Source organism: Solitalea koreensis (assembly GCF_900182575.1).
In the GTDB taxonomy this organism is placed as follows: domain Bacteria; phylum Bacteroidota; class Bacteroidia; order Sphingobacteriales; family Sphingobacteriaceae; genus Solitalea; species Solitalea koreensis.
Map to the genome: position 1 here is coordinate 248,698 of NZ_FXSZ01000003.1, position 22,785 is coordinate 271,482.

Genomic DNA, 22,785 nt, shown 5'->3' on the forward strand with positions numbered 1-22,785 from the left:
ATACTAAATTCGAATACGAATCGTTTCGTAGATACGTACTTGAAATAAAACTTTACAAAACTAAGATAAAACTAGAATTGTTTTTGATGTAGAAAGTGTATTATTTTTGAAATAAGTTGATATTGAATTAATATTGAAAAGATGAAAAAAACAGCCTTAACTTTGTTAACAGCGTGCTTGGGCGGTGTTATTGCCGTTGGTGCATATAAAGCTTTTGAAACCAAGCAAGACATTTCGATTGAAGAAAAACAAAAAGTACAATTTGCAAGTCTAAAGGAAGGCCAGGTTTCTGTTGGTTCGGCCGGAGATGTTGATTTTACCGTTGCAGCCGCAAAGGTTACGCCTGCGGTAGTACACATTAAAACAACATATAGCGCAAATTCGGCCCGAAGTGGCGCTAGCCCCTTTGACGATATGTTTGATGATTTTTTTGGCGGTCGTGGTCAACGCAGACAACGTCAGCCTCAGCAAGCATCCGGGTCAGGAGTAATTGTAACTGCCGATGGTTATATCATCACAAATAACCACGTGGTAGAAGGAGCCGATCAAATTGAAGTGGTTTTAAACGACAAGCGATCATTTAAAGGAAAAGTTATAGGAACAGATCCTAACACCGACCTTGCCTTGGTTAAGATTGATGAAAAAGGACTTCCATTTGTTCCTTATGGTAACTCTGATAATGTAAGAGTTGGCGAATGGGTATTGGCAGTAGGTAATCCATTTAATCTAACTTCTACGGTAACAGCAGGTATCATCAGTGCTAAAGCACGTAATATTGGTATTCTTGGTAATCCTGATGATCCCGAATCGTCGCGCCCGATTGAAGCATTTATCCAAACAGATGCGGCAATTAACCCTGGAAACAGTGGGGGAGCTTTAGTTAACACAAGAGGCGAGTTGATAGGGATTAATGCCGCTATCGCATCGCAAACAGGGGCCTATGAAGGTTACGGTTTTGCAATTCCTGTGAATTTAGCTAAAAAGGTAGTTGATGATTTACTTGGCTACGGAACTGTTCAACGTGGATATCTTGGTGTAGAATTTAATGAAAATAGTTCTGAGTTCGCAAAAGAAAAAGGCTTGAAAACGGTTAATGGCGTGTATGTTGCGAATGTTCTCCCAGGCGGAGCAGCTGAATCCGCAGGCATAAAAACCGGTGATTTGATTACTAAAATAGAAGGCGCTACTATTACCACAGGATCTGATTTGCAAGAAAAAATTGGCCGCCATCGTCCTGGTGATGCCATCAATCTTACTGTTCTTCGGGGTGATAATGAACGCAATGTGAAGGTAGTGTTAAGAAGCTCAGAGAATAAAACATCTTTAGTTAAGAAGGAAAACGTTGAAGCATTGAATGCTTTGGGAGCTACATTTAGCCCTCTTAATGAAAAACAGAGCAAACAGCTTAAAATTAATGGTGGCATGCAAATCACATCTCTTAAAAATGGGTTGCTTGCACAACAAGGAGTTGAAAAAGGATTTGTGATTATTAAAGTAAACGGTAAGTCCGTTACCTCTGAAAGTGATCTGAAGTATGCTATTGCAAATAGCCGCAATGGAATGATAACTATTGAAGGTGTTTATCCGGAAGAGCCATCATCTCGTTATAGTTATTCTTTTCCCGCAAAGCAATAATTAGTTAAATCATTAATCAATAAGAAGGATCTCCGATATAATCATCAGAGGTCCTTCTTTATTTGGGTGTCTTGTTCTAAAAATATGTCTTGAAAGCGATTTAAAACGAGATAATTATAAGTAGTTTATTTAACATCCTTCACACAACGAAAACCAACGTGATTTGATGCGGATTTAAGTTCACCTTTGCCTCTTGTTCCCACCATATATCGGGTGCAATATTGATCGGTACATAAAAACGATCCTCCTCGTTGCACTTTTTTCTTTTCAGTTGGCTCGTCGGGATCAAAAGAGTCTTTGGGTCCCTGAGGGTTTTTTGACACCGCAGCACTTGCACATTGTTCATAATAATCAGGGCGGTACCAATCGCTGCACCATTCCCAAACATTGCCTGCAACATCATACAAGCCATAGCTGTTGGCAGGAAATTGTTTTATGGGAGCAATACCTGCATATCCGTCTTTCCCTGCATCATTTAACGGGAATTTTCCTTGATAAATATTGGCCATCCATTTCCCCTTTGGTTTAAGTTGATTGCCCCAAGGATAAAGTTTGCCTGCTTCGCCGCCTCGGGCCGCGAATTCCCATTCAGCTTCAGTGGGCAGTCGTTTTCCGGCCCATTTGGCATAGGCCGCTGCGTCTTCCCATGCGATATGAACAACTGGATAATTTTCTTTTCCTTTTAGATCGCTTTGTGGGCCTAGTGGGTGTTTCCAGTCAGCGCCTTTAACGTATTGCCACCATTGATAGTAATCATTTAATGAAACATCATGAGCAGGAGGGGTAAATACTACCGATCCTGCCACTAAATTTTCTGGAGGTGCTGTAGGAAACTCTTCTTTGGTTGGAGCTTTTTCTGCTATGGTTATGTAACCGGTAGCTTTAACAAATGCAGAGAATTCAATATTGGTTACCTCTGTTGCATCCATATAAAAACTATTTACATACACTCTGTGAATAGGACGAGCGTCATGCATGGTTTGATTACCTCCATCGCCCATTCCAACGGGATTAATACCCCCCATGCTAAATTCTCCTCCCGGAATCAAAACCATTCCTTCAGGCGCTTTGCTTACAGGGATTTTGTTTACAACAGTAGGTTTATAGTCTTTTCCGCCCCCCTCCATATACATGGCACTATCTGTAGGATATAAGCCATTGGATGTGCATGAAACGATCCCATTAATCCGATTATTTGCAAATAACTTGGTTTTAGCGGCCTTTGAACTTTTTGCCTGGTTACAAGATGAGAAAAAACCTGTAAGCAAGAGTACGGCAAGAAAAGTTGCCGTACTCTTGATTTTTATTAATAAATTATTCAAGATCCACGTTTTAATTCAGGCAAATTTAGCCAGATAAAATTCTAAAGCCGAATTGGAAGCGATTTATTTGTTTTTAATTGGAATATGATATTCAGTTTACATTCGGGCCTTTTCCTTTTACCCCGATTAAATAGTTAACGGAAAGACCAGGGCCGTTATATCCCCATTTGAAAAAACCATTAAACTTTTCTCTGGTTACATCAACCCGAAAGTTAAATCCGGTATAGCCAGCGGTGATAGCAAGCCGATCGAGCGCTTTATACTTAACGGCTACGTTTGCCCCTAATATTCTTCCTTTGACATCGTTAATTTTCAAAGTGAAGTAATCAAACTCCCCGATAACCGCCCATTTGGGATTAAAAGCATAACCGCCCCAAATTCCAAAATCAGGAAGCGGCGCCGTAAAACCATAATCTGTAGAGGCTGTAACGTTTTGGTTATTGCCGATTCCTTCCAGTCCTACGTTGGTTCTCATAATATGCGCACCAAATGACAAGCCTGCTTCTGCTTTTGAATTAGAAATAAAAGCATAACCATAAGAAAATCTATAAATATCATTGTGAAAGAAACTGCTTACGCTCGTGTTTACGGCGAAAACAGTATCCTTAAAGTGAATGTCTCGATCTATTGTATGTGTGGCCGATCGATAAAAGCGATAGTATAACAACTCCAAGCGATGTCTTTTGCCCAAATGAACATCACCTCCAAACGAAAAAGTACTAGTATGCCTGTTAAGACCTAAGTCATCTTCAAAGTCGATTTCGTCCCCCTCCGTTCCTGTGTTATTGCTTACTTTAACCTTGGTATTGTTTACCGGAAAGAAACCACCGGCAATGATCGAATATCTGCTGACATACCATGGTTTTGCTTCAATTTTCTGTCGGCGGATTTGTTGCTTGGTTTGCTCAGGCAAGGAATCGTTTTTTTTAACATCAGACATGCCAGGGTTTGAATCCGTATTTTGCCCATTGGCATAATTTAGCATCAGCATCAAAAGTGTCGATGAATACAAGAGTAATTGTAGTTGTTTTTTCATGGGAGCGATTTTTTTTAAAAAAAGTATGAACGGGATAAGGAGAGGAAGTGCTTGATTTTATTGTTGAAAGGAGAGTGTTTTCCGCTCAAATTGGCTGTTTATCAGCTAGTTAAATATAATCATTCTTTTTTCAAAAAAGTAAGCTTTCATGATAATATTGTACATTTTTACTGCTAGTCAAATCGGAATTATAAAAGTAAAAGCACCAAAATGAAACTTTCGGTGCTTTTTAATAAGGAGGTATAGTCTTATTTTTTGGTTGCCATGCCCGGAGGAAAACTAGCCATTATTTTTGAAATGGCTTCAGGAATGGTTTTGTCAGGATCTTGTATTGGGCCATCGATTTCCTTGTTGCCTACTCCCTGCCAAATGAGTTGTTTCTTCTGTATGTCGACGATGTCAATAATCAGAGAACCATCTTTATAATTATTTACATCATAAGTAGTAGTAGACATGCCCATGCCGCCGCCATATGGGCGATAATAGCCTCCATAGCCCATATAATTAGTATTGGCTGTAACAGATTTCATGTCTTTAAGAATGGCAAGTGCATTCACCATTAAATCGGGATTGCTTGATTCTGTAAATCCTTTTTTGTTCATCTCGCTTTTAATGGCTTCTAGAATACGTTTTCTGTTTAACTCACTAATGGCCCTACTTGTATCGGTCAGCTGGTAAAAGGCATAAGTCTTATACTTTGAAAAATCGATAGATTTATCAAAGTCAGAATTCACTTTCATTGGAGTGCTGCAGGCGGTAACTATAATTGTTATAAATAGTATAGGCCAAAATAGAGAGCGTAAATCTGTATATTTCATGGCTGTAAATATTTGATTGTTAGAATTTTGTGTTAATTTAACAAATTTGTTTGTAATTGAAAAGTGAATAAACCCTGCCCCCAATCAACGGAAGTTTTAAAACGTTTCACCCGCACCTAGATATAATGCTCCTGATTCGTTGCCAAAACCCATATCAACTTGCAGGTTGGTTCGTGATCGTTTATCAATCATTACTCTTAATCCTAAACCATATCCTGGTTGGACATAATCAAACAATTTAACTGATTTGTCAGGAGTATCGGCTGTGGTCATGTTTGCAAATAAAATGCCTCCCAAAATGCCGCTGCAACGTGATATTGGGAAACGATACTCCGTTTCAGCATAAATCATGTTTGTTCCTCTGAATCGGCCTTGAGAATACCCTCTGCCACTTCGGCCGCGTTGGTCATAGCCTAAAGCAGGTAAATTAAGATAAGGGAATTCTCCTGGAGGGCTAAAATTTCCTAATAACCAAAAAGAGATGAGATGTCGGGGATTTGTTTTTGATAAACTATGATAGCTTCTCCACTCAACGCTTAAGAGATTCGAAGTTTTTTCGTTGCCAAGAAATTTGGGATTGATCCAGTAATTAATACTGGCAAAATACCCTTTGTAAGGATTAAGCAGATTGTCACGCGTATCGACCAATAGGTTAACACTTAAGCCGGAAACCAAGTACGATTTAGGGTCAAATCCATAAAATGTGCTGTATACGTAATGACTGGTATAAATGTGGTTGGCAGTGTCAAGTTTTTGATCCTCTATTTTGTCGTACCAATCCAGATGATAGCCAATGCCTGCAAATAGTGCATTTTTAAGTTTAAATGAAGCCGTTTGATAGAAACGAATCTGGTTATATTTCATAGGTTGTACCAAAGAGTCGGTATTAACTTCCGATCCGTTAAGTCCAAACTGAAAGTCAAGTACACCTCCTTCAGGAGCATTAGTGCCCAGTCCATATGTTGATTGTGAAAAAATGAACAAACGCCAGTCGCCACTTAAAAATACCTTGTTGTTTTTAGCATATACATTGTTTTTTATCTGCAGCAATAATTGATTTTTAGTTGTATAAGTGAGGTTGCCCACAACCGTTGAGTATAAGCTATTGGTATTCTTGCCCTTAAAAGCATATTGGCCGGCCGCGCCAATCTGAAAGCCTGTTGCTGGGTTTGATCCAATAACCGGGAATAGCAACAAGAAGGCGTTTTTGCCGGTATCTGGTTTTACCTTGGGTGGTTTATTGCGCCATTTACTAATTAGGTCGGTGAGGTCTTGTTGAGGACAATTTTTAACGGCAGAAGTATCTTGAGCTGCGGAGCTAAATGGTAAATGCTGTAAAAGTATAAATAGATGAATGATCAGAAATACAGCTCTTTGTTCTATAATCTTGCGGTAAAAATTGCTCATATGAAAAGTATTAAATTGTAATTTCTTAATGATTAATTTTTTTCAGGCTGAGGAACCGCCGGTTTTTTGTGCATCTCTAATTCTCCAATAAATGGAATTTCATTTTGAATGCTTAATCGAATGGCGTTTTCAATATAGTTTTCCAATTGGAAAAATTTTGCAGCTTTTAAACCGCCTATCGTAGCTGTAAACTTCTTGAAATAGGTTTGCTGAAGCTGGTTGACTTTACTGTTGATAGCAAAATTCTTTTCTGTCAAAGCAGTTGCTTTCTGATCATTAAGTTTATCGTAATCGCGGGCATATTCTTGCAGTAAGTGAATACGTTCTGTGCCCAAGGCTTTACGGCCATTTTCATATTGATCATACAGGACCCAGAATTTGGCGCTATCCGCTTTGTTCAACTCCATGTACTGTTTTACTAATTCTTTTTTATCTTTTCCGAAAACGGCTTGCATCAGTTCTATGTCCTCTTTATTGCTTTGTGCAAAAAGTCCGGTTGCGAAAAGAAGGTTTAGCAGTCCTAATAATATCTTTTTCATAGCCTTGATTTTTTATAGTTTATTAATGACCTAGTGCAATTGCTATTCCTCCTGTGAGGCCAAATTGATAGATGGTTGAATAACCAGAAACGCCGGTTCCGACACCACCGGTTCCGACATAAAAGCTCCCGCCGGCCGCTTGAACGGCTGACATGAGTTGGGCCTGAATTTTTATACCGAATCTATCTGAAGGGGAAAATTTGGCGCCCAGATGAAAGTCCCACCCAAATTTGGTGAGTGACTCCTCTGTAGCTTTATTGTTGAACCAGGCAACACCGGCACCAAGGCCTGCATAAGGTTTTACTTTGTCGTTTGCCACTGGGAAATAACGTGTGCCTTGTAATAACATATAGTTTCCTCCCAGATCAAAGTTGGTCGGTAGTATGGCGAGGCCTGTAAATCCGTCGAACTGCGAATCCTGATGCTGGTATAGCAAGCCTACGCTGCTAACATCTTGAATTACATATTCCAAAGTGCCTCCATAGATAAATCCTCCTTTAACCGTTCCATATCCGTTGCTGTAATCCACATGATCATCGAAAACATAACCTGCAAACGGAGTGAAGTTGATGGTTTGTGCTTGTGCCTGTACTAACAAGAACATCGCTAAAAGCGTAAAAAGTTTTTTCATTTTGAATTTGTATTAAGTAAAACAACATTCACATTGTTCATTCATTATCATCTTCTAACAAGGCTGATAAGTATGTAAGGATTTTCAAGGGAAAAATTTACACGTTATTCACAGTCAGAAGAAACAATAGAAAGTTAATGATAAAATATTGATAATCAAATAGATGAAGCGACTAGTAAAGAGGACGGATATGGAGATTTGTTGTAATGGATAGGGTTGTCAGATAGAGATAAGAATAATTACAAAAGCCTATGCTTTAAATATATTTTCGAAGGTTATACATAGGAAGGCCGCTAATGCAAATAGCGAATTGATTAGCGTTGATGATTGATCGTTTTTTGATAAATTGTTGCCATCTTCTTTTCTCCACTTACCAACGTTTGTCGTAAACGGAAATAATCATCAATACAAAAAAGTACAACACCTGCAATGGATCAAATGGGTATATAAATGGTATTCCCATTAAGAAATTATTTTCTTGCAGCAGCTTTGTCAATACTATTCCCAAGTATAAAACCCAAAAGGGCTCCGGCAGTAACACCTACAGCCATCCACAATAGATTTGGTCCGTTTGAAAAGAAAGCAACCGCCAAACCTAACATGCCTATAAAAACAGCTAATGCTACTGCCGCATTATGACTTTGTGGCTGGGGTTTAGCATGCGAGTGATTAATCTGATGTTGTGGTCTGTGTTTGTTCTTGCGATGTGTCATTTTTTTCTTTTTTCAAAAGTTAGTAAGAAAAATCTGGATAACAAAAGTGTAGTTTCGTATAAAAAATGCTGGATTAGTTGGTCACACAGCTCATTACATAAAAAAACGGCACTGGTTAAAGTGCCTTTTCTATACTATTTTGAACTCAATTCGGAGTGGTAGAAAATTAATTCTTCCCAGCGTTTTTCAACTACGTCTGCAAACTTTTGAGTAAATGAATCAAAAGAACCTGCTCCGTATAATGCATTGTATCTTTCCGGAAGCGGTTTTCGATATCCTTCGGCCATTTCTTTTAAACCATTTTTCATACGGTATACAATAGTAAACGAAGGTTCGCCTGAAGAGGCGGATTCATATACAGCAACACTTTCATTGCTTGCCTCCCAAACCTTTTTCATGTTTTTTATCATCTCCACAAGTTGAGCGTACTTGCCGGGTTTAGGATAGAGATGCAATAATGAAACTTTATCAGTATAATCAGTAAGGCCGGCAGTACTTAATTCAGCCTTATATTCTCCAAAACCTGAAGTGCCACGGTCGGTAAGTAATGGGGCAATGTTTTTGTTCCAGTCGTTGTTATGTTCGGCACTAATATTACCACGGCCGTCAATGGCTTCCCAACTGCTTGGCCCTTCCACAATATTATATCCACCGGCATCCGGCCCTGTTTCAATGCTGTAGATTCTCCATCGCCAGTCACCCGTGTGATACTTCTGAGCGTGAATGGCGACTGCCTTTTCAAATTCGGCTACCTTGTCTGCTTTGGGGAAAACCCGGGTTGCATTAACCACAGTCTTTGTCTGACTCATTCCTAATACGGGAACAAAGAACAGGAATAAAAAAAACTTTTTCATCTGAAGATTAATAGGTTAAATAGATTAGGTGAAAATGTAGGTAATTGATTGAAAGATAGAAAGTTAAACAAAAATTAGGAATGAATAATAACAAATATTTAAAAAAATAATATTGTTAACCAGCCTGTTGTTTGCTAATTTTAGAAAGCAACTTTTTTAAATTTAAAATCGATGGCCGACTATGGTAAAGCAAGGCTCGCGGTTTCGAGTACGGCGTTTGATTCAAATGAAGTTATTCCGGTGCAATACACTTGTGATGGCAGTAATATAAATCCCTCTCTGCAAATTCATGACATCCCTGAACAAGCTCAGAGTTTGGTGTTGGTTGTAGATGATCCCGATGCGCCAATGGGAACCTGGGACCATTGGTTAGTATGGAATATTGAACCAACATCGGAAATTAAAGAAAACTCGACTCCCGGTATTGAAGGGATCAATAGTTTCGAACAACATCAGTATGGAGGCCCGTGTCCTCCATCAGGTACGCATCGTTATTTTTTTAAGGTCTATGCCTTGGATCAGATGATAAAATTAAAAGCAGATTCCAGAAAACATGAATTGCTTGTAGCTATTGATAATCATATTATTGCTTATGGTGAATTGATAGGGAAGTATGCCAGAATACATTGAATGTTTGAATTGTGTATTGGGGTATTCTGTTGATTATGAATTGATTAATTTGTAATTTTCAATAATAAAAAGGAGCTGAGTACATTGTTTATTAGAATCAAAAAGGAGGATTATTATGCTTAACAAAAAATTACAGGACTTCCTGGATAGTCAGCATGTTAATTATTCAGTGATTAATCATCTTTCAACTTCAACTGCTCAAAGAACAGCTGCAGCAGCTCATATTCCAGGGAAAGAGATGGCAAAAACCGTAATGGTGAAAACTGACGATAAAATGGCGATGGCGGTTTTGCCTGCCAATAACAACATTAATTTGGCTCAATTAAAGGAAGTTACGGGAGCCGAGAATGTTTCAATAGTGAGTGAAGGGGAATTTAGAAATTTGTTTCCTGATTGCGAAGTTGGAGCAATGCCTCCATTTGGTAATTTGTACGGAATGAACGTCTATGTAGAGGAAAGCTTAAGCGCCAATGAACCGATTGCATTTAATGGAGGCTCGCATCGAGAATTGGTTCAGATGCCTTATAAAGCTTTTGAACAATTAGTACATCCTACCGTGTCAAAATTTTGCAGGTAATGAAGTAGCTGGTGTACCTAACCAGCTACTGATTGCTTTAACATTTATTTACGCCAAAAAGACGTTGTATGAATTAAGGCGTCATTGGAAAAATCTGTTAATGCCCTATACTTCTTTTAGGTAATTAGGTTGATTAATATTTAAACTAACTAATATGTCTTCGTCAGTAAGAGTGGAACACGATTTTCTTGGAGAAAAGGAAATCTCAAATGAGTTTTATTATGGAGTACAAACCCTTAGGGCACTTGAGAATTTTAATATTACCGGAATTCCGATTTCCAAAGAGCCGTTGTTTATTCAGGCATTTGGATATGTAAAAAAAGCGGCAGCACTGGCCAATCGTGATGCCGGAGTATTGGATGCTAAAGTTGCCAAAGCCATTGTTTTTGCTTGTGATAAATTAATTGCAGGGGAGTATACTGATCAGTTTGTTTCTGACCTGATCCAAGGAGGGGCCGGAACATCATGCAATATGAACGCCAATGAGGTGATTGCCAATATTGGATTGGAGTATATGGGGCATAAAAAAGGGGAGTATCAATACCTGCACCCCAATAACCATGTAAATTGCTCGCAATCTACCAATGATGCTTATCCATCGGCTTTCCGCATTGCTCTTTATAAGAAAATTGATATTTATGTTAAAGCACTGGAGGCATTGCAAATTTCCTTTTCAAAAAAGAGCGACGAATTTAAAGAAGTGCTAAAAATGGGGCGTACTCAACTGCAGGATGCAGTGCCTATGACCTTGGGCGATGAATTTCATGGATGGGCAACAACCATTGGTGAAGATATTCAGCGGATGCGCGAATCTCAGAAATTGGTTTGCGAGTGTAATATGGGAGCAACTGCTATTGGTACCAGAATTAATGCGCCTGAAGGATATCCTGAGCTATGCACAAAATACCTTGCTGAGATTTCAGGCATTCCAATCACATTAGCAGAAGATTTGATTGAAGCTACTTCTGATACAGGAGCCTATGTGCAAATATCAGGAACATTAAAACGGAGTGTGATTAAAATTTCAAAAATTTGCAATGATTTGCGGTTGTTGTCTTCTGGTCCGCGTGCAGGTTTAAATGAAATCAACTTGCCTAAAATGCAACCGGGTTCATCCATTATGCCAGGTAAAGTGAATCCTGTTATTCCTGAAATGGTAAATCAAACAGCCTATTATGTAATTGGGGCCGATGTAACCATAACCATGGCTGCCGAAGCTGGCCAACTTCAGTTGAACGTAATGGAGCCTGTAATCGCTTTTAGTTTGTTTTCTGCGCTTGAATACATGACTAATGCCATTCAGACACTTGTTTCCAAATGCATCAACGGAATTACAGCTAATGTTGATGTTTGCAAAAATCTGGTAATGAATAGCATTGGCATTGTAACGGCACTTAATCCAATTCTGGGTTATGAAGAATCAGCATCAGTTGCCAAAGAAGCGCTGAACTCGGGTAAATCGGTACATGATATTGTTGTGAAAGAACGTAAACTGATTACTCAGCAGAAATGGGATGAAATTTACAGTATTGAAAATATGATCCATCCTAAATTTATTAATGAATAAGTTTTTTAAGCCTAAGCTAATTATATTGAAAATTCTGCTGTCAGCTTTTTAGACTGGATCAGCAGGCTTTTATCTTCCTTTAAAAGATGAAGTGTCGGGGTGTGTAACCGTACTCTCGTTACATTCGAAAAAGATTATTTTTTAACACACCTCACGTTTTATTTTATCTGGCAATTTTATTTACACCTTAAAATGATTGCTATGAAATTGAAAGCTTTACTCTTACTAGTTTTTCTAATCAATACCATCTCTTCATTTGCACAAGATGATTCGAGCAAAGTAAAGTTTGAGATTTACGGATTTGCGATGACCGATATGGGTTATGATTTTAAACAAATTAATCCCAATTACTTTGATGTTTTACGGGTTACAAGGCTTCCATCTTATAAAAACCAGTTTGCCCCGGATGGGAAGGTGTATTTCGGTGTTCGGCAAACAACTTTTGGTATAAAGGGGACTACGGCAACACCTGTCGGTGAGTTGAAAACTAAATTTGAATTTGACCTTTTTGGAGTAGGTGTTAATGAAGGACAAACAACAATACATCTTAGGGATGCCTATGGCGAATTGGGTAAATGGCTTGTTGGGCAGGCCATTTCTCCATTTACTGACGGGCAAATATACCCAAATATTGTTGAGTACTGGGGCCCCACAGGAATGGTATTCTTCCGTAATATACAGTTAAGATTTGCCCCTCTTCAGGGGGCTAACGAAGTATTCATTGCCCTGGAGCGTCCGGGTGCCAGTGGTGATCAGGGGATTTATGAAGACCGTATCGAATTGGATAGTATTAAAACCCATCTTCCTCTTCCTGATTTTTCAGCGCATTACAAGAGAGCCGGCAATTGGGGGCATGTTCAGTTGGCCGGTATCTTACGGTCAATTAAATGGAAGGACATACATACCACTGGCGGATATGATAACAGTGGCAGTGTGGTGGGTTGGGGAACATACCTCAGTACTGTGCTCAGCTTGGGTAAAAGTGATCTTTTTAGAGGTGCATTTGCTTATGGAGAAGGAGTGGAGAACTATATGAATGATGCTCCGATTGATGTAGGTGCAATAGCCAATCCAGGAAATGCGGCTAAGCCATTTGATGGAAGGGCTTTACCTGTTACGGGTATTGTAGCGTTTTTTGAGCATAAATGGAATGATAAGTTTAGCACTACCATCGGTTATTCAAGTACTCATATAGAGAATTCGGAGGGGGGATCGCCTTCTGCCTACAAGAACGGGCAATATGCGATTGCAAACGTTGTAAGTACTCCTTTTAAAAATATGATGGTTGCTGCTGAATTACAATGGGGTAAACGCGAAAACTTCAACGATGGTTTCAGTTCTGAAGATGTAAAATTTCAAGTCTCATTTAGGTACAATTTCTCACACACTTTTTATTTCGACAAAAAATAGAATTTTTTTATGAGTTCGGTAGGTGTTATTTGTCAAGGTCTCTAAGTTCCATAACTTAAAGGATAGAATTAATCTAAATAGGATTCTCTGTACCTCCGCTTTTAATTTTTAGATACATTTGCGTAAAAATTAAGTTTCTATAAAAATGAGTGGATCTTCTTCTTTCTTCACATCATCATTAGGACGAAAATATGTTATGGGAATTACCGGTATTTTTCTCATCACATTCCTAATCGTTCACGCAGGTATTAACGCCCTGATCTTTATTGATAATACCGGAGCCTTATTCAACTCCGCGGCTCATTTTATGGCAACCAACTGGGTAATCCGCAGTATGGAGTTGGTCTTGTTTTTAGGAATAATCTTACACATTGTTCAAGCAGTAATATTAACCCGTCAAAACAAACAGGCTCGCCCTCAGGAGTATGCTTACGCTAATGCCAATGCTAATAGCCTATGGTATTCACGTTCAATGGGTTTGTTAGGAACGTTAATTTTGATCTTCTTAATCATTCACTTAGGACATTTTTGGGTAAAAGCTCGTTTTGGTATTCCAGAAGGGATTCCAGAAGGGATGAACGGAGAGCACGATATGTTCTTTGAAATGAAAGAGGTATTCAGCAATTTATGGGTAGTTGTCGTTTACGTGTTGGCGATGGTTTCATTAGCCTACCACTTATTACACGGTTTTCAAAGTTCATTCCAATCGCTTGGCTTAAATCATCACAAGTATACTCCGGCTATTAAAAAAATCGGAATCTGGTATTCAATCGTCATTTCGGTGGTTTTCGCATTGATGCCTTTGTATGTATACTTTTTTCTTAAAAACTAATAGCATAATCAGCTTTTAAATATGGCTTTAGATTCAAAAATACCTGAAGGCGCTTTAGCAGAAAAGTGGACCAAGTACCGTTCTACTGTTCCTCTGGTTAACCCTGCCAACAAAAGAAATCTTGAAATTCTGGTTGTCGGATCAGGACTTGCCGGTTCATCGGCAGCAGCTTCTTTAGCTGAAATGGGATACAAAGTAAAAGTATTCTGTTATCAGGATTCAGCGCGCCGTGCTCACTCCATTGCAGCACAAGGTGGTGTAAATGCAGCAAAAAACTATTCAAACGATGGCGATAGCGTTTATCGTTTATTTTATGATACAATTAAAGGGGGTGATTACCGCGCTCGTGAGGCTAACGTTTATCGTTTAGCTGAAGTAAGCGGCAACATCATTGATCAATGCGTTGCTCAAGGTGTTCCTTTTGCGCGTGAATACGGCGGATTATTGAGTAACCGTTCATTTGGTGGCACGCAGGTTCAGCGTACATTTTACGCAGCCGGCCAAACCGGTCAGCAGTTGTTGTTAGGTGCATACAGTGCATTACAACGTCAAATTGGTATGGGCAGCGTTCAAATGTATACCCGTCATGAGATGCTTGATGTAGTGACTGTTGATGGTAAAGCTCAAGGTATCATTGCCCGTGACATGGTAACAGGTAAGTTAGAGCGTCACTTTGGTAATGCAGTTTTATTGTGTACCGGTGGTTATGGTAATGTATTCTTCCTGTCTACCAATGCAATGGGATGTAACGTAACTGCAGCATGGAAAGCACATAAAAAAGGGGCTTACTTCGGCAACCCTTGTTTCACCCAAATCCACCCGACTTGTATTCCTGTTTCAGGAGATCACCAGTCGAAATTAACCCTGATGTCGGAGTCGTTACGTAACGATGGTCGTATTTGGGTTCCTAAGAAAAAAGACGATCCGCGTAAAGCAGTTGATATTCCTGAAGAGGAAAGAGATTATTACTTAGAGCGCAGATATCCTGCATTCGGTAACCTTGTGCCGCGTGACGTGGCTTCACGCGCTGCTAAAGAACGTTGTGATGCCGGTTACGGTGTAGGGGCTTCTAAAAAAGCAGTATATCTTGATTTTGCATTCAATATGGACCGTTATGGCCGTACTGAAGCAATTAAACAAGGTCTTGTTAATCCAAGTGCTGAAACGATTCGCCAATTGGGCAAAGATGTAGTAAAGGAGAAATACGGTAACCTGTTCGATATGTATGAGCAAATTACTGGTGAAAATCCTTACGAAACCCCAATGCGTATTTACCCTGCAGTGCACTATACCATGGGTGGTTTATGGGTCGACTATAACCTGATGACCAATGTACCTGGTATGTATGCTTTAGGTGAAGCTAACTTCTCTGATCACGGTGCGAACCGTTTAGGTGCGTCGGCCTTGATGCAAGGTTTAGCTGACGGATACTTCGTGATTCCTTACACGATCGGTGCTTATCTTTCAAAAGAGATTTCTACCAAACCTCTTTCATTGGATCATGAAGCTTTCGTTGCTGCGGAGATGGCCGTAAGAGATCGAATTAATACATTGTTGAATATTAAGGGTACAAAAACCGTTGACCATTTCCACAAACAATTGGGTAAAATCATGTGGGATAAATGCGGAATGGCTCGTAATGAACAAGGCCTGAAAGAAGCAATTGAAGAAATTCGTGCATTACGTGCTGAATTCTGGAAAGATGTTCGTGTGCCAGGTTCTGCTGATGAATTGAACCCTGAGTTAGAGAAAGCCGGGCGTGTTGCCGATTTTCTTGAACTAGGTGAATTGATGTGTCAGGATGCTTTGCAGCGTAATGAATCATGTGGTGGTCACTTCCGTGAAGAATCTCAGACTGAAGAAGGGGAAGCTAAACGTGATGACGAAAACTACGCTTACGTGGCAGCCTGGGAATTCAAAGCTGAAAGCAACTGGGAATTGCACAAAGAAGAGCTTAAGTTCGAAAATATAAAAATTGCTCAACGCAGTTACAAATAGAAATAAGAGTAAAGAATCAGGAGTCAAGATACTTTTCTCTTGATTCTTGATTCTGAATATAAAATAGACATTGGAAAAGATCAAGATTTAAGATTCGTTCTTATCTTGTCTCTTACCTCTTGATTCTTGTATCTCAACAAAAACAACTCAAAATCATGAGTGGAAATATGAACCTGACGTTAAAAGTATGGCGTCAAAAAAACGGCAACGATAAAGGACAATTAGTAAACTATCCGGTTAAGGATGTTTCACCTGACATGTCATTCCTTGAAATGTTCGACGTATTAAACGAAGAGCTAGTTCAAAAAGGAGACGAGCCTATTGCATTCGATCACGACTGTCGCGAAGGTATTTGCGGTGCTTGTTCAATGTTTATTGATGGCCGTCCACATGGTCCTAAAGAAGGTATTACTACTTGCCAGCTTCACATGCGTTCGTTCAAAGATGGCGATACCATTGTGGTTGAACCTTGGAGAGCAAAAGCTTTCCCTGTAGTTAAAGACCTTGTGGTTGATCGTTCTGCATTCGATCGTATCATGGCTTCTGGAGGCTTTGTTTCGGTAAATACCGGAAATGCTCAGGATGCAAACAATATCCTTGTTTCAAAAGTAGATGCTGATCAGGCATTTGAAGCAGCTGCATGTATCGGCTGTGGTGCTTGCGTTGCAACATGTAAAAATGCATCAGCAATGCTATTCGTCTCAGCAAAAGTATCTCAATTGGCACTATTGCCACAGGGACAACCAGAGCGCATGGCACGTGTTGAAAACATGGTTGCTCAAATGGATAAAGAAGGTTTTGGTAACTGTACCAATACCGGCGCTTGCGAAGTAGAATGCCCTAAAGGAATTTCTTTAGAAAACATCGCTCGCATGAACCGCGATTACCTTTCTGCTAGTTTAACCTAGTTTTTAGGTTAACTTTATAAAGAAAACGGCCTTTCGAGAATATCGGAAGGCCGTTTTTATTAGCATCTTATATTCAACAGGAAAAACGCACGCTTTTTTTCTTAACTTATTGCATAAACATCTAATTACTATTTTATGAATGAGTCTGATTTTGACAAACTTGTTTCTTATACATTGCGAGTTGAACTTATTAATGGTAAAGTACTGTTCTATAGAATTGACACGAACAATAAAATTTTCTTAATTAACAATTTGAGGGAAAGATCAGATGGAGATGATTCCTCAGATAAAAAACTTGCATTTCTAGAAACCTTCTTTGGGAAGATCTTGCTGATGAAAACTTGGATGAAGAAAGTTAATATAGATTATATACACAATTAACAAGTTTTGGGTTAATTCTAGAATATCTTATCTTTATGTTATGACACTGACCCATCAGGATATTCATATAATTCAAAGCTATTTCATAGAGAAACCAGTGCTACGTGCTTTCCTTTTTGGATCATACTCCCGAAATGACGCATCTAATGATAGTGACGTTGATATTTTGATAGAGCTTGACTACTCTCAACACATAGGAATGGGTTTTGTTACTATGAAATTGGACCTTGAGGAAAAATTGCATAGAAAAATCGACCTTGTTTCCAGCAATGCTGTTTCTAAATACATTCTTCCTTTCATAAATGATGAAAAAAAGCTTATTTATGAAAGGTAAACTTGGTGACAAACAACGGTTGCTTCACATCGTTGATGCTATCATTGAAATTGAAAATTATACTGCCAACATTGACTTCGATACCTTCCTAAGAAATTCCATGATGCGTTTTGCTTCAATCAAACAAATAGAAATTATTGGTGAAGCTGCAAATCTTATCTCAGAAGACAGTAAAAATAAATTTACAGAGATTGAGTGGCGCCAAATCATAGGGATGAGGCATGTGTTAGTCCATGAATATTTCGGAGTGGACAATGGTCTAGTTTGGCAAATTATAATTAATGACATTCCTGCTCTCAAAGCGAAAATTGAGAATATTATTACATCAATTAATGATGAATAGACCCATTGACAGTACCTGCTAATACCCCTTCAAATCAAAATCAACCGTTTCAATTAAATCAACCGTTTTTCCCATCTTTTTCTGGATTACTTTAAAGTGATGCACATCATCCGGACAAATTAATGAAATGGCTTTTCCGGATGATTCCGCTCGGCCTGTTCTTCCAATGCGATGAATGTAATCTTTAGGGGAGCGGGGTAATTCGAAGTTGATCACATAACGTAAAAACGGCACATCAATACCTCTTGAAGCCAAATCCGTAGCTACTAATACTCTTAGTTTTCCGGCTTTAAAGCGATATAAGGTTTCGGTTCGAGCGCCTTGGCTCAACTGGCCGTGCAACGCAGCCGCTTGAACTCCGTTTTTCACCAATTTACCCACTAGGTTTTCTGCAGCTTTAATGGCCGAAGTAAAGACCAATACCTGCTGCATATCTTCTGTTTTAATCAGATATCTCAGCAGTGGTCCTTTTCGCTCTTCACTTACATTATAGGCAATCTGTGTAATCAAATCGATAGAACGTTCTTCTTCTATAATCTCAATTTTTACAGGATCATGAAGCAGATTTTTCTGAATATCGTTAATATCATTACTTAGCGTGGCAGAGAGTAAAATGTTTTGACGCTTTTTAGGCAGAAGAGCAAGAACCTTATCCATTTCTTCCTTAAATCCGAGGTTCAGTATCTTATCAGCTTCATCTAACACTAGTATTTCCACTTTTGAAAGATGAACAGCGTTGGAGTCAACAAGGTCGAGTAAACGTCCAGGCGTTGCAATTAACACCTCGGTTCTGTGCAAGTTCATCATTTGCGGATTGATAGACACGCCTCCGTAAACAGCCATGGTTTTTATACGTTGCGGGAGGCCGACACTAAACAACTTGAAAACCGATTCCACCTGAACAGCCAGCTCACGCGTTGGAACTACAATTAAAGCACTTACATGCCGATCGGTTTTTGTTTTTTTCTGTTGAAACAGCTCTAGGATGGGAAGAACAAAGCCTGCAGTTTTACCCGATCCGGTTTTTGAAATCCCTAGAATGTCTTTTCCGCTTAACAGAGCCGGTATCGCTTGTTCCTGAATAGGATAAGGTTGGGTATATTTTTGTTCGGAAATTATTTTTAATAAAGGTTCTGATAAACCAAGGGTTGAAAACGACATGTCGGATTTTCTTGCAAAAGTATCGATTTAAAGTGTTAGTCATGCTGAGGAACGAAGCATTTCAAAAATAATAACATTTCAGTTGAGGATCCTTCGTGCCTCAGGATGACACTTTATTCGTTACCTTTGCCCTGATGAAATTTGAGAAATACCACATCAGTCCGGAGATTAAGAAAAGTTTACGCGAACTGGAGTTTAAAAAGCCTACCGATATACAATTCAAATCCATTCCGCCTATTTTGAAAGGCGATGATGTGTTGGCGATTGCACAAACCGGTACGGGTAAAACTGCAGCTTTCGCTATTCCGGTGCTTAGCACGCTCCAAAATCGCGTTCGTAAGAATGATACCGGACAAATAAGAGCGGTTGTCATGGTGCCTACACGTGAGCTGGCAGTTCAAATTACAGATGTGTTTAAATCTATCGGCAAATACTCGGGGCTGGAAATTTTAACGGTAATGGGTGGCGTGGAGCAAGCGGCTCAAATTGATCAATTACAAAAAGGGGTTGATGTTTTAATTGCCACGCCGGGCCGCGTATTCGACTTGGTGAATCAAGGTCATATCAACTTACGTCAGTTAGAGATTCTGATTTTAGATGAAGCCGATCACATGTTGGATAAGGGCTTTATTAAAGATATTCGCGATTTAATTCGTTTTTTACCGCGTAAGCGCCAAACCTTATTCTTCTCAGCAACCATTAACGAAACCATAAAAGAGCTCGCTTATTCTTTGGTTCATAAACCGGTTCGTATTCAAATTTCTCCTAAAGATCCGGTATCTAAAAATGTTGAACACGCTGTAGCCTTTGTTGACATGGACGATAAGCGGTTCTATTTGGAGCGCCTCATTAAGCAATACCCTGATAAAAAAATACTGGTGTTTGTTCGTACCAAAGTGCGCGCTGAACGGGTATTTAGTGCAATGGGGCGCGTAGGCTTGGACACAGCTACCATGCATGGTGATAAAGAGCAAGACGATCGGTTGGCGGTAATGGAGCAGTTTAAGTCAGGGGAAGTGAATGTGCTGATTGCGACGGATGTTAGTGCCCGGGGTATTGACATTGCCGGCGTCGAGTATGTTATTAACTATGACCTACCGGATGTTGCCGAAAATTATATTCACCGTATTGGCCGCACCGGACGTGGCCGCAGCAAAGGACAAGCGGTTTCGTTTTGCAGTGAGGAAGAAAAACCAATGCTGGCTGAAATTGAAGCGCTTTTAGATAAAGAAGTGCGCCGAATGGAAATCAAGAAAAGTGAGCATCTTGAAACTTTAGCCATATCAGAAGAAATTCCGAACGATTGGCGCTCCGTTTTGAAAGAAATAGAAAATCAGGAAAACTTTAAACCCAAAAAGAAAAAACGTTAGGGTAACATATCCTTGTCATGCTGAGGAACGAAGCATCCCTTTCCTAAATGCTATTTACCTACAGATTCCTCGTGCCTCGGAATGACAATCATGATTTTAAATACTCCAGTTATTAATCTCTAATCCATTCCATGAAAGTTTGCATTGCTGAAAAACCAAGTGTAGCCAAGGATATTGCTGAAGTATTAGGTGCCAAGCAGCGCAAAGATGGCTATTATGAAGGTAATGGTTATCAGGTAACCTGGACGTTTGGACATTTCTGTACCTTAAAAGAACCTCATGACTATTTTGAGCGTTGGAAAGCCTGGCGATTGGAAGATTTGCCAATGATTCCACCCAACTTCGGTATCAAACTCATAGATAATTCAGGTGTAGCCAAGCAGTTTAAGGTGATAGAAAACCTGGTGCATAATTGCGAACAAGTGATTAACTGTGGTGATGCCGGGCAGGAGGGAGAGCTTATTCAACGCTGGGTATTGTTGAAGGCGAAATGCACCGTTCCGGTTAAGCGCTTATGGATTTCGTCGTTAACTGAAGAAGCGATTCGCGAAGGTTTTCAGAAATTAAGAGAAAGCGAACAATACAATAATTTATATGCTGCCGGCAGTGCACGCGCCATTGGCGATTGGCTGTTGGGCATGAATGCAACCCGGCTTTTTACCAAGAAATTTGGTCAGGGGAAAATCGTACTATCAATCGGAAGGGTGCAAACGCCAACTTTGGCTATGATTGTGCAGCGTCAAAAAGAGATTAACGCCTTTGTTTCAGAAGAATATTGGGAACTGAAAACCCTTTATCGTGAAACGGAGTTTACAGCTACCATTGATCGTATCCGAAACATTGAAAAAGCCGAAAAAGGACTTGAATATCTGCTAAAACACCCGTTTGAAATTACGGCCTTCGAACGAAAAGAGGGTAAAGAGGGGAATCCCCGTTTATTCGATTTGACTTCCTTACAGGTTGAAGGCAATAAGAAGTACGGATATTCGGCAGAGGAAACACTCAAGCATGTCCAGAATCTGTACGAGAAGAAATTTGTTACCTATCCAAGGGTAGATACAACCTATCTTTCTGAAGATTTGCATCCTAAGATTTTCGGAATCATGCAGAGCTTAATGTATTACAGCGCATTAACGGCTCCTGTTTTAGCCAAGCCAATTCCTAAATTAAAAGCGGTTTTTGACGATAAGAAAGTAACGGATCACCATGCTATTATTCCAACCGATGTGCTTCCTCAAGGACTGAGCACCGATGAAAAGCGGGTTTATGATTTAATTACGCGCCGTTTTATCGCTGCTTTTTACCCTGAATGTAAGGTTTCAAACACTACTGTTTTGGGTAAAGTTGGTGCGGTGGAGTTTAAGGCAACCGGAAAGCAGATTATCGAACCGGGCTGGAGAGAAGTATATGCAAATGATACTACTGCTAAAAAGGAAGCTGCCGACGAAGAAAAACTGATTCCCAATTTTGTGGTGGGCGAAAGCGGTCCGCATGAGCCGAAAATACATCAGGGGAAGACTTCTCCGCCTAAACCGTATACCGAGGCAACTTTATTGCGTGCCATGGAAACTGCCGGTAAACAGGTGGATGATGAGGAAATGCGTGAATTGCTTAAAGACAACGGCATTGGCCGACCGTCGACGCGAGCAAATATCATTGAAACGCTTTTCCGTAGAAAGTATATCGAGAAGAAAAAGAAAAACCTTTTTGCTACTCAAACCGGCATCGATTTGATCGATACTATACAAAACGAATTGCTGAAAAGTCCGGAGTTAACAGGTGATTGGGAGGGCAAGTTGCGCTTGATTGAAAAGGGTGAATACGAACTCAATACTTTTAAGCAAGAGCTGATTCAAATGGTGGTTGATCTTACCAAAGAGGTAATGACCAATACCCGCAAGATGATAACGATTGTTCCCGATGTGAAGCCTGAGGAGCAAGCGGAAAAACCTAAAAAGGAAGCCAAGCCCAAGGCGCCGAAAGAGGTAATTGTTATCGAAGAGCTGAACTGCCCCAAATGTAAAATGCATTTACTTAAAAAGGGGAGTACTGCCTATGGTTGCGCCAATTTCAAAGTTTGCGGATTTAAAATTCCATTTGAAATATTGGGTAAAAAACTTACCGACAAACACATTATTGATTTGTTAAGCAAAGGTAAAACCACCAAAATCAAAGGGCTGAAGGTTCCCGGAAGAGCTACCGAAATAGACGGCAAACTGGTGATGGATGGAAGTTTTAATTTGGAGGTGTCGGAATAAATATTAGTATAACTGGAATACCAAATTTCACCTTTGTAGTTTTTGTGTTTGCGCACTCTCT

Annotated in this window: 21 protein-coding genes; 12 read left to right on the forward strand and 9 right to left on the reverse strand. The window is 39.6% G+C overall.

Features of this window, described 5'->3' with window-relative positions; translation table 11 throughout:
• Positions 1-141: 141 nt before the first annotated feature.
• A complete protein-coding gene (locus FN756_RS06540; RefSeq protein WP_142602560.1) occupies positions 142-1,635 on the forward strand; it encodes a Do family serine endopeptidase in 1,494 nt (497 codons plus the stop codon).
• A gap of 125 nt (positions 1,636-1,760) precedes the next feature.
• Here FN756_RS06540 and FN756_RS06545 read toward each other — a convergent pair whose 3' ends face one another.
• From FN756_RS06545 to FN756_RS06580, 8 genes are all read right to left on the reverse strand, one after another.
• The gene (locus FN756_RS06545) at positions 1,761-2,957 is read right to left on the reverse strand and encodes a formylglycine-generating enzyme family protein (protein ID WP_246085440.1); all 1,197 of its coding nucleotides are present in this window, start codon (positions 2,955-2,957) and stop codon (positions 1,761-1,763) included.
• 91 nt (positions 2,958-3,048) lie between these two features.
• The gene (locus tag FN756_RS06550) at positions 3,049-3,993 is read right to left on the reverse strand and encodes a hypothetical protein (RefSeq protein WP_142602562.1); all 945 of its coding nucleotides are present in this window, start codon (positions 3,991-3,993) and stop codon (positions 3,049-3,051) included.
• 248 nt (positions 3,994-4,241) lie between these two features.
• Positions 4,242-4,811 carry a DUF4136 domain-containing protein gene (locus FN756_RS06555; RefSeq protein ID WP_142602564.1) on the reverse strand — a complete coding sequence of 190 codons (570 nt, stop codon included), beginning with the start codon at positions 4,809-4,811 and terminating at the stop codon, positions 4,242-4,244.
• Between the two features lie 96 nt (positions 4,812-4,907).
• Positions 4,908-6,218 (reverse strand): BamA/TamA family outer membrane protein, encoded by a 1,311-nt coding sequence (locus FN756_RS06560; protein WP_142602565.1) that lies wholly within the window; start codon positions 6,216-6,218, stop codon positions 4,908-4,910.
• 32 nt (positions 6,219-6,250) lie between these two features.
• Positions 6,251-6,757, reverse strand: a complete 507-nt coding sequence (locus FN756_RS06565; protein ID WP_142602567.1) for a hypothetical protein — start codon at positions 6,755-6,757, stop codon at positions 6,251-6,253.
• A 22-nt stretch (positions 6,758-6,779) separates the two neighbouring features.
• Entirely contained in the window at positions 6,780-7,388 is a 609-nt protein-coding gene (locus tag FN756_RS06570; RefSeq protein ID WP_142602569.1) for an outer membrane beta-barrel protein, read from the reverse strand.
• A gap of 470 nt (positions 7,389-7,858) precedes the next feature.
• A complete protein-coding gene (locus FN756_RS06575) occupies positions 7,859-8,101 on the reverse strand; it encodes a hypothetical protein (RefSeq protein WP_142602570.1) in 243 nt (80 codons plus the stop codon).
• Positions 8,102-8,235: 134 nt separating this feature from the next.
• Positions 8,236-8,955 (reverse strand): hypothetical protein, encoded by a 720-nt coding sequence (locus FN756_RS06580; protein WP_142602572.1) that lies wholly within the window; start codon positions 8,953-8,955, stop codon positions 8,236-8,238.
• 171 nt (positions 8,956-9,126) lie between these two features.
• Here FN756_RS06580 and FN756_RS06585 point away from each other — a divergent pair, with 171 nt between their 5' ends.
• From FN756_RS06585 to FN756_RS06625, 9 genes are all read left to right on the forward strand, one after another.
• Positions 9,127-9,585 carry a YbhB/YbcL family Raf kinase inhibitor-like protein gene (locus FN756_RS06585; RefSeq protein WP_142602574.1) on the forward strand — a complete coding sequence of 153 codons (459 nt, stop codon included), beginning with the start codon at positions 9,127-9,129 and terminating at the stop codon, positions 9,583-9,585.
• A 115-nt stretch (positions 9,586-9,700) separates the two neighbouring features.
• Positions 9,701-10,162, forward strand: a complete 462-nt coding sequence (locus FN756_RS06590) for an aminoacyl-tRNA deacylase (RefSeq protein ID WP_142602575.1) — start codon at positions 9,701-9,703, stop codon at positions 10,160-10,162.
• A gap of 154 nt (positions 10,163-10,316) precedes the next feature.
• Positions 10,317-11,729, forward strand: coding sequence for an aspartate ammonia-lyase (aspA, locus tag FN756_RS06595; RefSeq protein WP_142602577.1), 1,413 nt, complete (start codon positions 10,317-10,319; stop codon positions 11,727-11,729).
• Between the two features lie 201 nt (positions 11,730-11,930).
• Positions 11,931-13,139 carry a DcaP family trimeric outer membrane transporter gene (locus FN756_RS06600; RefSeq protein ID WP_142602579.1) on the forward strand — a complete coding sequence of 403 codons (1,209 nt, stop codon included), beginning with the start codon at positions 11,931-11,933 and terminating at the stop codon, positions 13,137-13,139.
• A gap of 145 nt (positions 13,140-13,284) precedes the next feature.
• Positions 13,285-13,971 carry a succinate dehydrogenase cytochrome b subunit gene (locus FN756_RS06605; RefSeq protein ID WP_142602581.1) on the forward strand — a complete coding sequence of 229 codons (687 nt, stop codon included), beginning with the start codon at positions 13,285-13,287 and terminating at the stop codon, positions 13,969-13,971.
• A gap of 21 nt (positions 13,972-13,992) precedes the next feature.
• Positions 13,993-15,969 (forward strand): fumarate reductase/succinate dehydrogenase flavoprotein subunit, encoded by a 1,977-nt coding sequence (locus tag FN756_RS06610; protein WP_142602583.1) that lies wholly within the window; start codon positions 13,993-13,995, stop codon positions 15,967-15,969.
• 155 nt (positions 15,970-16,124) lie between these two features.
• Complete coding sequence (locus FN756_RS06615; RefSeq protein ID WP_221929033.1) at positions 16,125-16,877, forward strand: succinate dehydrogenase/fumarate reductase iron-sulfur subunit; 753 nt, start codon at positions 16,125-16,127, stop codon at positions 16,875-16,877.
• Between the two features lie 421 nt (positions 16,878-17,298).
• On the forward strand, positions 17,299-17,592 hold the full coding sequence (locus FN756_RS06620; RefSeq protein WP_142602586.1) for a nucleotidyltransferase family protein: 294 nt from the start codon (positions 17,299-17,301) through the stop codon (positions 17,590-17,592).
• Positions 17,582-17,935, forward strand: a complete 354-nt coding sequence (locus tag FN756_RS06625; protein WP_142602588.1) for a HepT-like ribonuclease domain-containing protein — start codon at positions 17,582-17,584, stop codon at positions 17,933-17,935. Before FN756_RS06620 ends, FN756_RS06625 begins: the two co-directional genes overlap by 11 nt.
• Positions 17,936-17,953: 18 nt before the next feature.
• Here the strand turns inward: FN756_RS06625 and FN756_RS06630 are convergent, their stop codons facing one another.
• Positions 17,954-19,096 carry a DEAD/DEAH box helicase gene (locus FN756_RS06630; protein ID WP_142602590.1) on the reverse strand — a complete coding sequence of 381 codons (1,143 nt, stop codon included), beginning with the start codon at positions 19,094-19,096 and terminating at the stop codon, positions 17,954-17,956.
• A 134-nt stretch (positions 19,097-19,230) separates the two neighbouring features.
• On the opposite strand from FN756_RS06630, the gene FN756_RS06635 reads away from it, so the two are divergent.
• Together FN756_RS06635 and FN756_RS06640 are read left to right on the forward strand one after the other, a co-directional pair.
• On the forward strand, positions 19,231-20,466 hold the full coding sequence (locus tag FN756_RS06635; RefSeq protein WP_142602591.1) for a DEAD/DEAH box helicase: 1,236 nt from the start codon (positions 19,231-19,233) through the stop codon (positions 20,464-20,466).
• Positions 20,467-20,597: 131 nt separating this feature from the next.
• Positions 20,598-22,724 carry a type IA DNA topoisomerase gene (locus FN756_RS06640; RefSeq protein ID WP_142602593.1) on the forward strand — a complete coding sequence of 709 codons (2,127 nt, stop codon included), beginning with the start codon at positions 20,598-20,600 and terminating at the stop codon, positions 22,722-22,724.
• Positions 22,725-22,785: the final 61 nt, after the last annotated feature.

What these genes read in the sequence shown, in the direction of transcription:
- FN756_RS06540 (WP_142602560.1), top strand. Translation starts at nt 142, where the DNA reads ATGAAAAAAACAGCCTTAACTTTGTTAACAGCGTGCTTGGGCGGTGTT.
- FN756_RS06550 (WP_142602562.1), bottom strand. Translation starts at nt 3,993, where the DNA reads ATGAAAAAACAACTACAATTACTCTTGTATTCATCGACACTTTTGATG.
- FN756_RS06555 (WP_142602564.1), bottom strand. Translation starts at nt 4,811, where the DNA reads ATGAAATATACAGATTTACGCTCTCTATTTTGGCCTATACTATTTATA.
- FN756_RS06560 (WP_142602565.1), bottom strand. Translation starts at nt 6,218, where the DNA reads ATGAGCAATTTTTACCGCAAGATTATAGAACAAAGAGCTGTATTTCTG.
- FN756_RS06565 (WP_142602567.1), bottom strand. Translation starts at nt 6,757, where the DNA reads ATGAAAAAGATATTATTAGGACTGCTAAACCTTCTTTTCGCAACCGGA.
- FN756_RS06570 (WP_142602569.1), bottom strand. Translation starts at nt 7,388, where the DNA reads ATGAAAAAACTTTTTACGCTTTTAGCGATGTTCTTGTTAGTACAGGCA.
- FN756_RS06575 (WP_142602570.1), bottom strand. Translation starts at nt 8,101, where the DNA reads ATGACACATCGCAAGAACAAACACAGACCACAACATCAGATTAATCAC.
- FN756_RS06580 (WP_142602572.1), bottom strand. Translation starts at nt 8,955, where the DNA reads ATGAAAAAGTTTTTTTTATTCCTGTTCTTTGTTCCCGTATTAGGAATG.
- FN756_RS06585 (WP_142602574.1), top strand. Translation starts at nt 9,127, where the DNA reads ATGGCCGACTATGGTAAAGCAAGGCTCGCGGTTTCGAGTACGGCGTTT.
- FN756_RS06590 (WP_142602575.1), top strand. Translation starts at nt 9,701, where the DNA reads ATGCTTAACAAAAAATTACAGGACTTCCTGGATAGTCAGCATGTTAAT.
- aspA (WP_142602577.1), top strand. Translation starts at nt 10,317, where the DNA reads ATGTCTTCGTCAGTAAGAGTGGAACACGATTTTCTTGGAGAAAAGGAA.
- FN756_RS06600 (WP_142602579.1), top strand. Translation starts at nt 11,931, where the DNA reads ATGAAATTGAAAGCTTTACTCTTACTAGTTTTTCTAATCAATACCATC.
- FN756_RS06605 (WP_142602581.1), top strand. Translation starts at nt 13,285, where the DNA reads ATGAGTGGATCTTCTTCTTTCTTCACATCATCATTAGGACGAAAATAT.
- FN756_RS06610 (WP_142602583.1), top strand. Translation starts at nt 13,993, where the DNA reads ATGGCTTTAGATTCAAAAATACCTGAAGGCGCTTTAGCAGAAAAGTGG.
- FN756_RS06615 (WP_221929033.1), top strand. Translation starts at nt 16,125, where the DNA reads ATGAGTGGAAATATGAACCTGACGTTAAAAGTATGGCGTCAAAAAAAC.
- FN756_RS06620 (WP_142602586.1), top strand. Translation starts at nt 17,299, where the DNA reads ATGACACTGACCCATCAGGATATTCATATAATTCAAAGCTATTTCATA.
- FN756_RS06625 (WP_142602588.1), top strand. Translation starts at nt 17,582, where the DNA reads ATGAAAGGTAAACTTGGTGACAAACAACGGTTGCTTCACATCGTTGAT.
- FN756_RS06630 (WP_142602590.1), bottom strand. Translation starts at nt 19,096, where the DNA reads ATGTCGTTTTCAACCCTTGGTTTATCAGAACCTTTATTAAAAATAATT.
- FN756_RS06635 (WP_142602591.1), top strand. Translation starts at nt 19,231, where the DNA reads ATGAAATTTGAGAAATACCACATCAGTCCGGAGATTAAGAAAAGTTTA.
- FN756_RS06640 (WP_142602593.1), top strand. Translation starts at nt 20,598, where the DNA reads ATGAAAGTTTGCATTGCTGAAAAACCAAGTGTAGCCAAGGATATTGCT.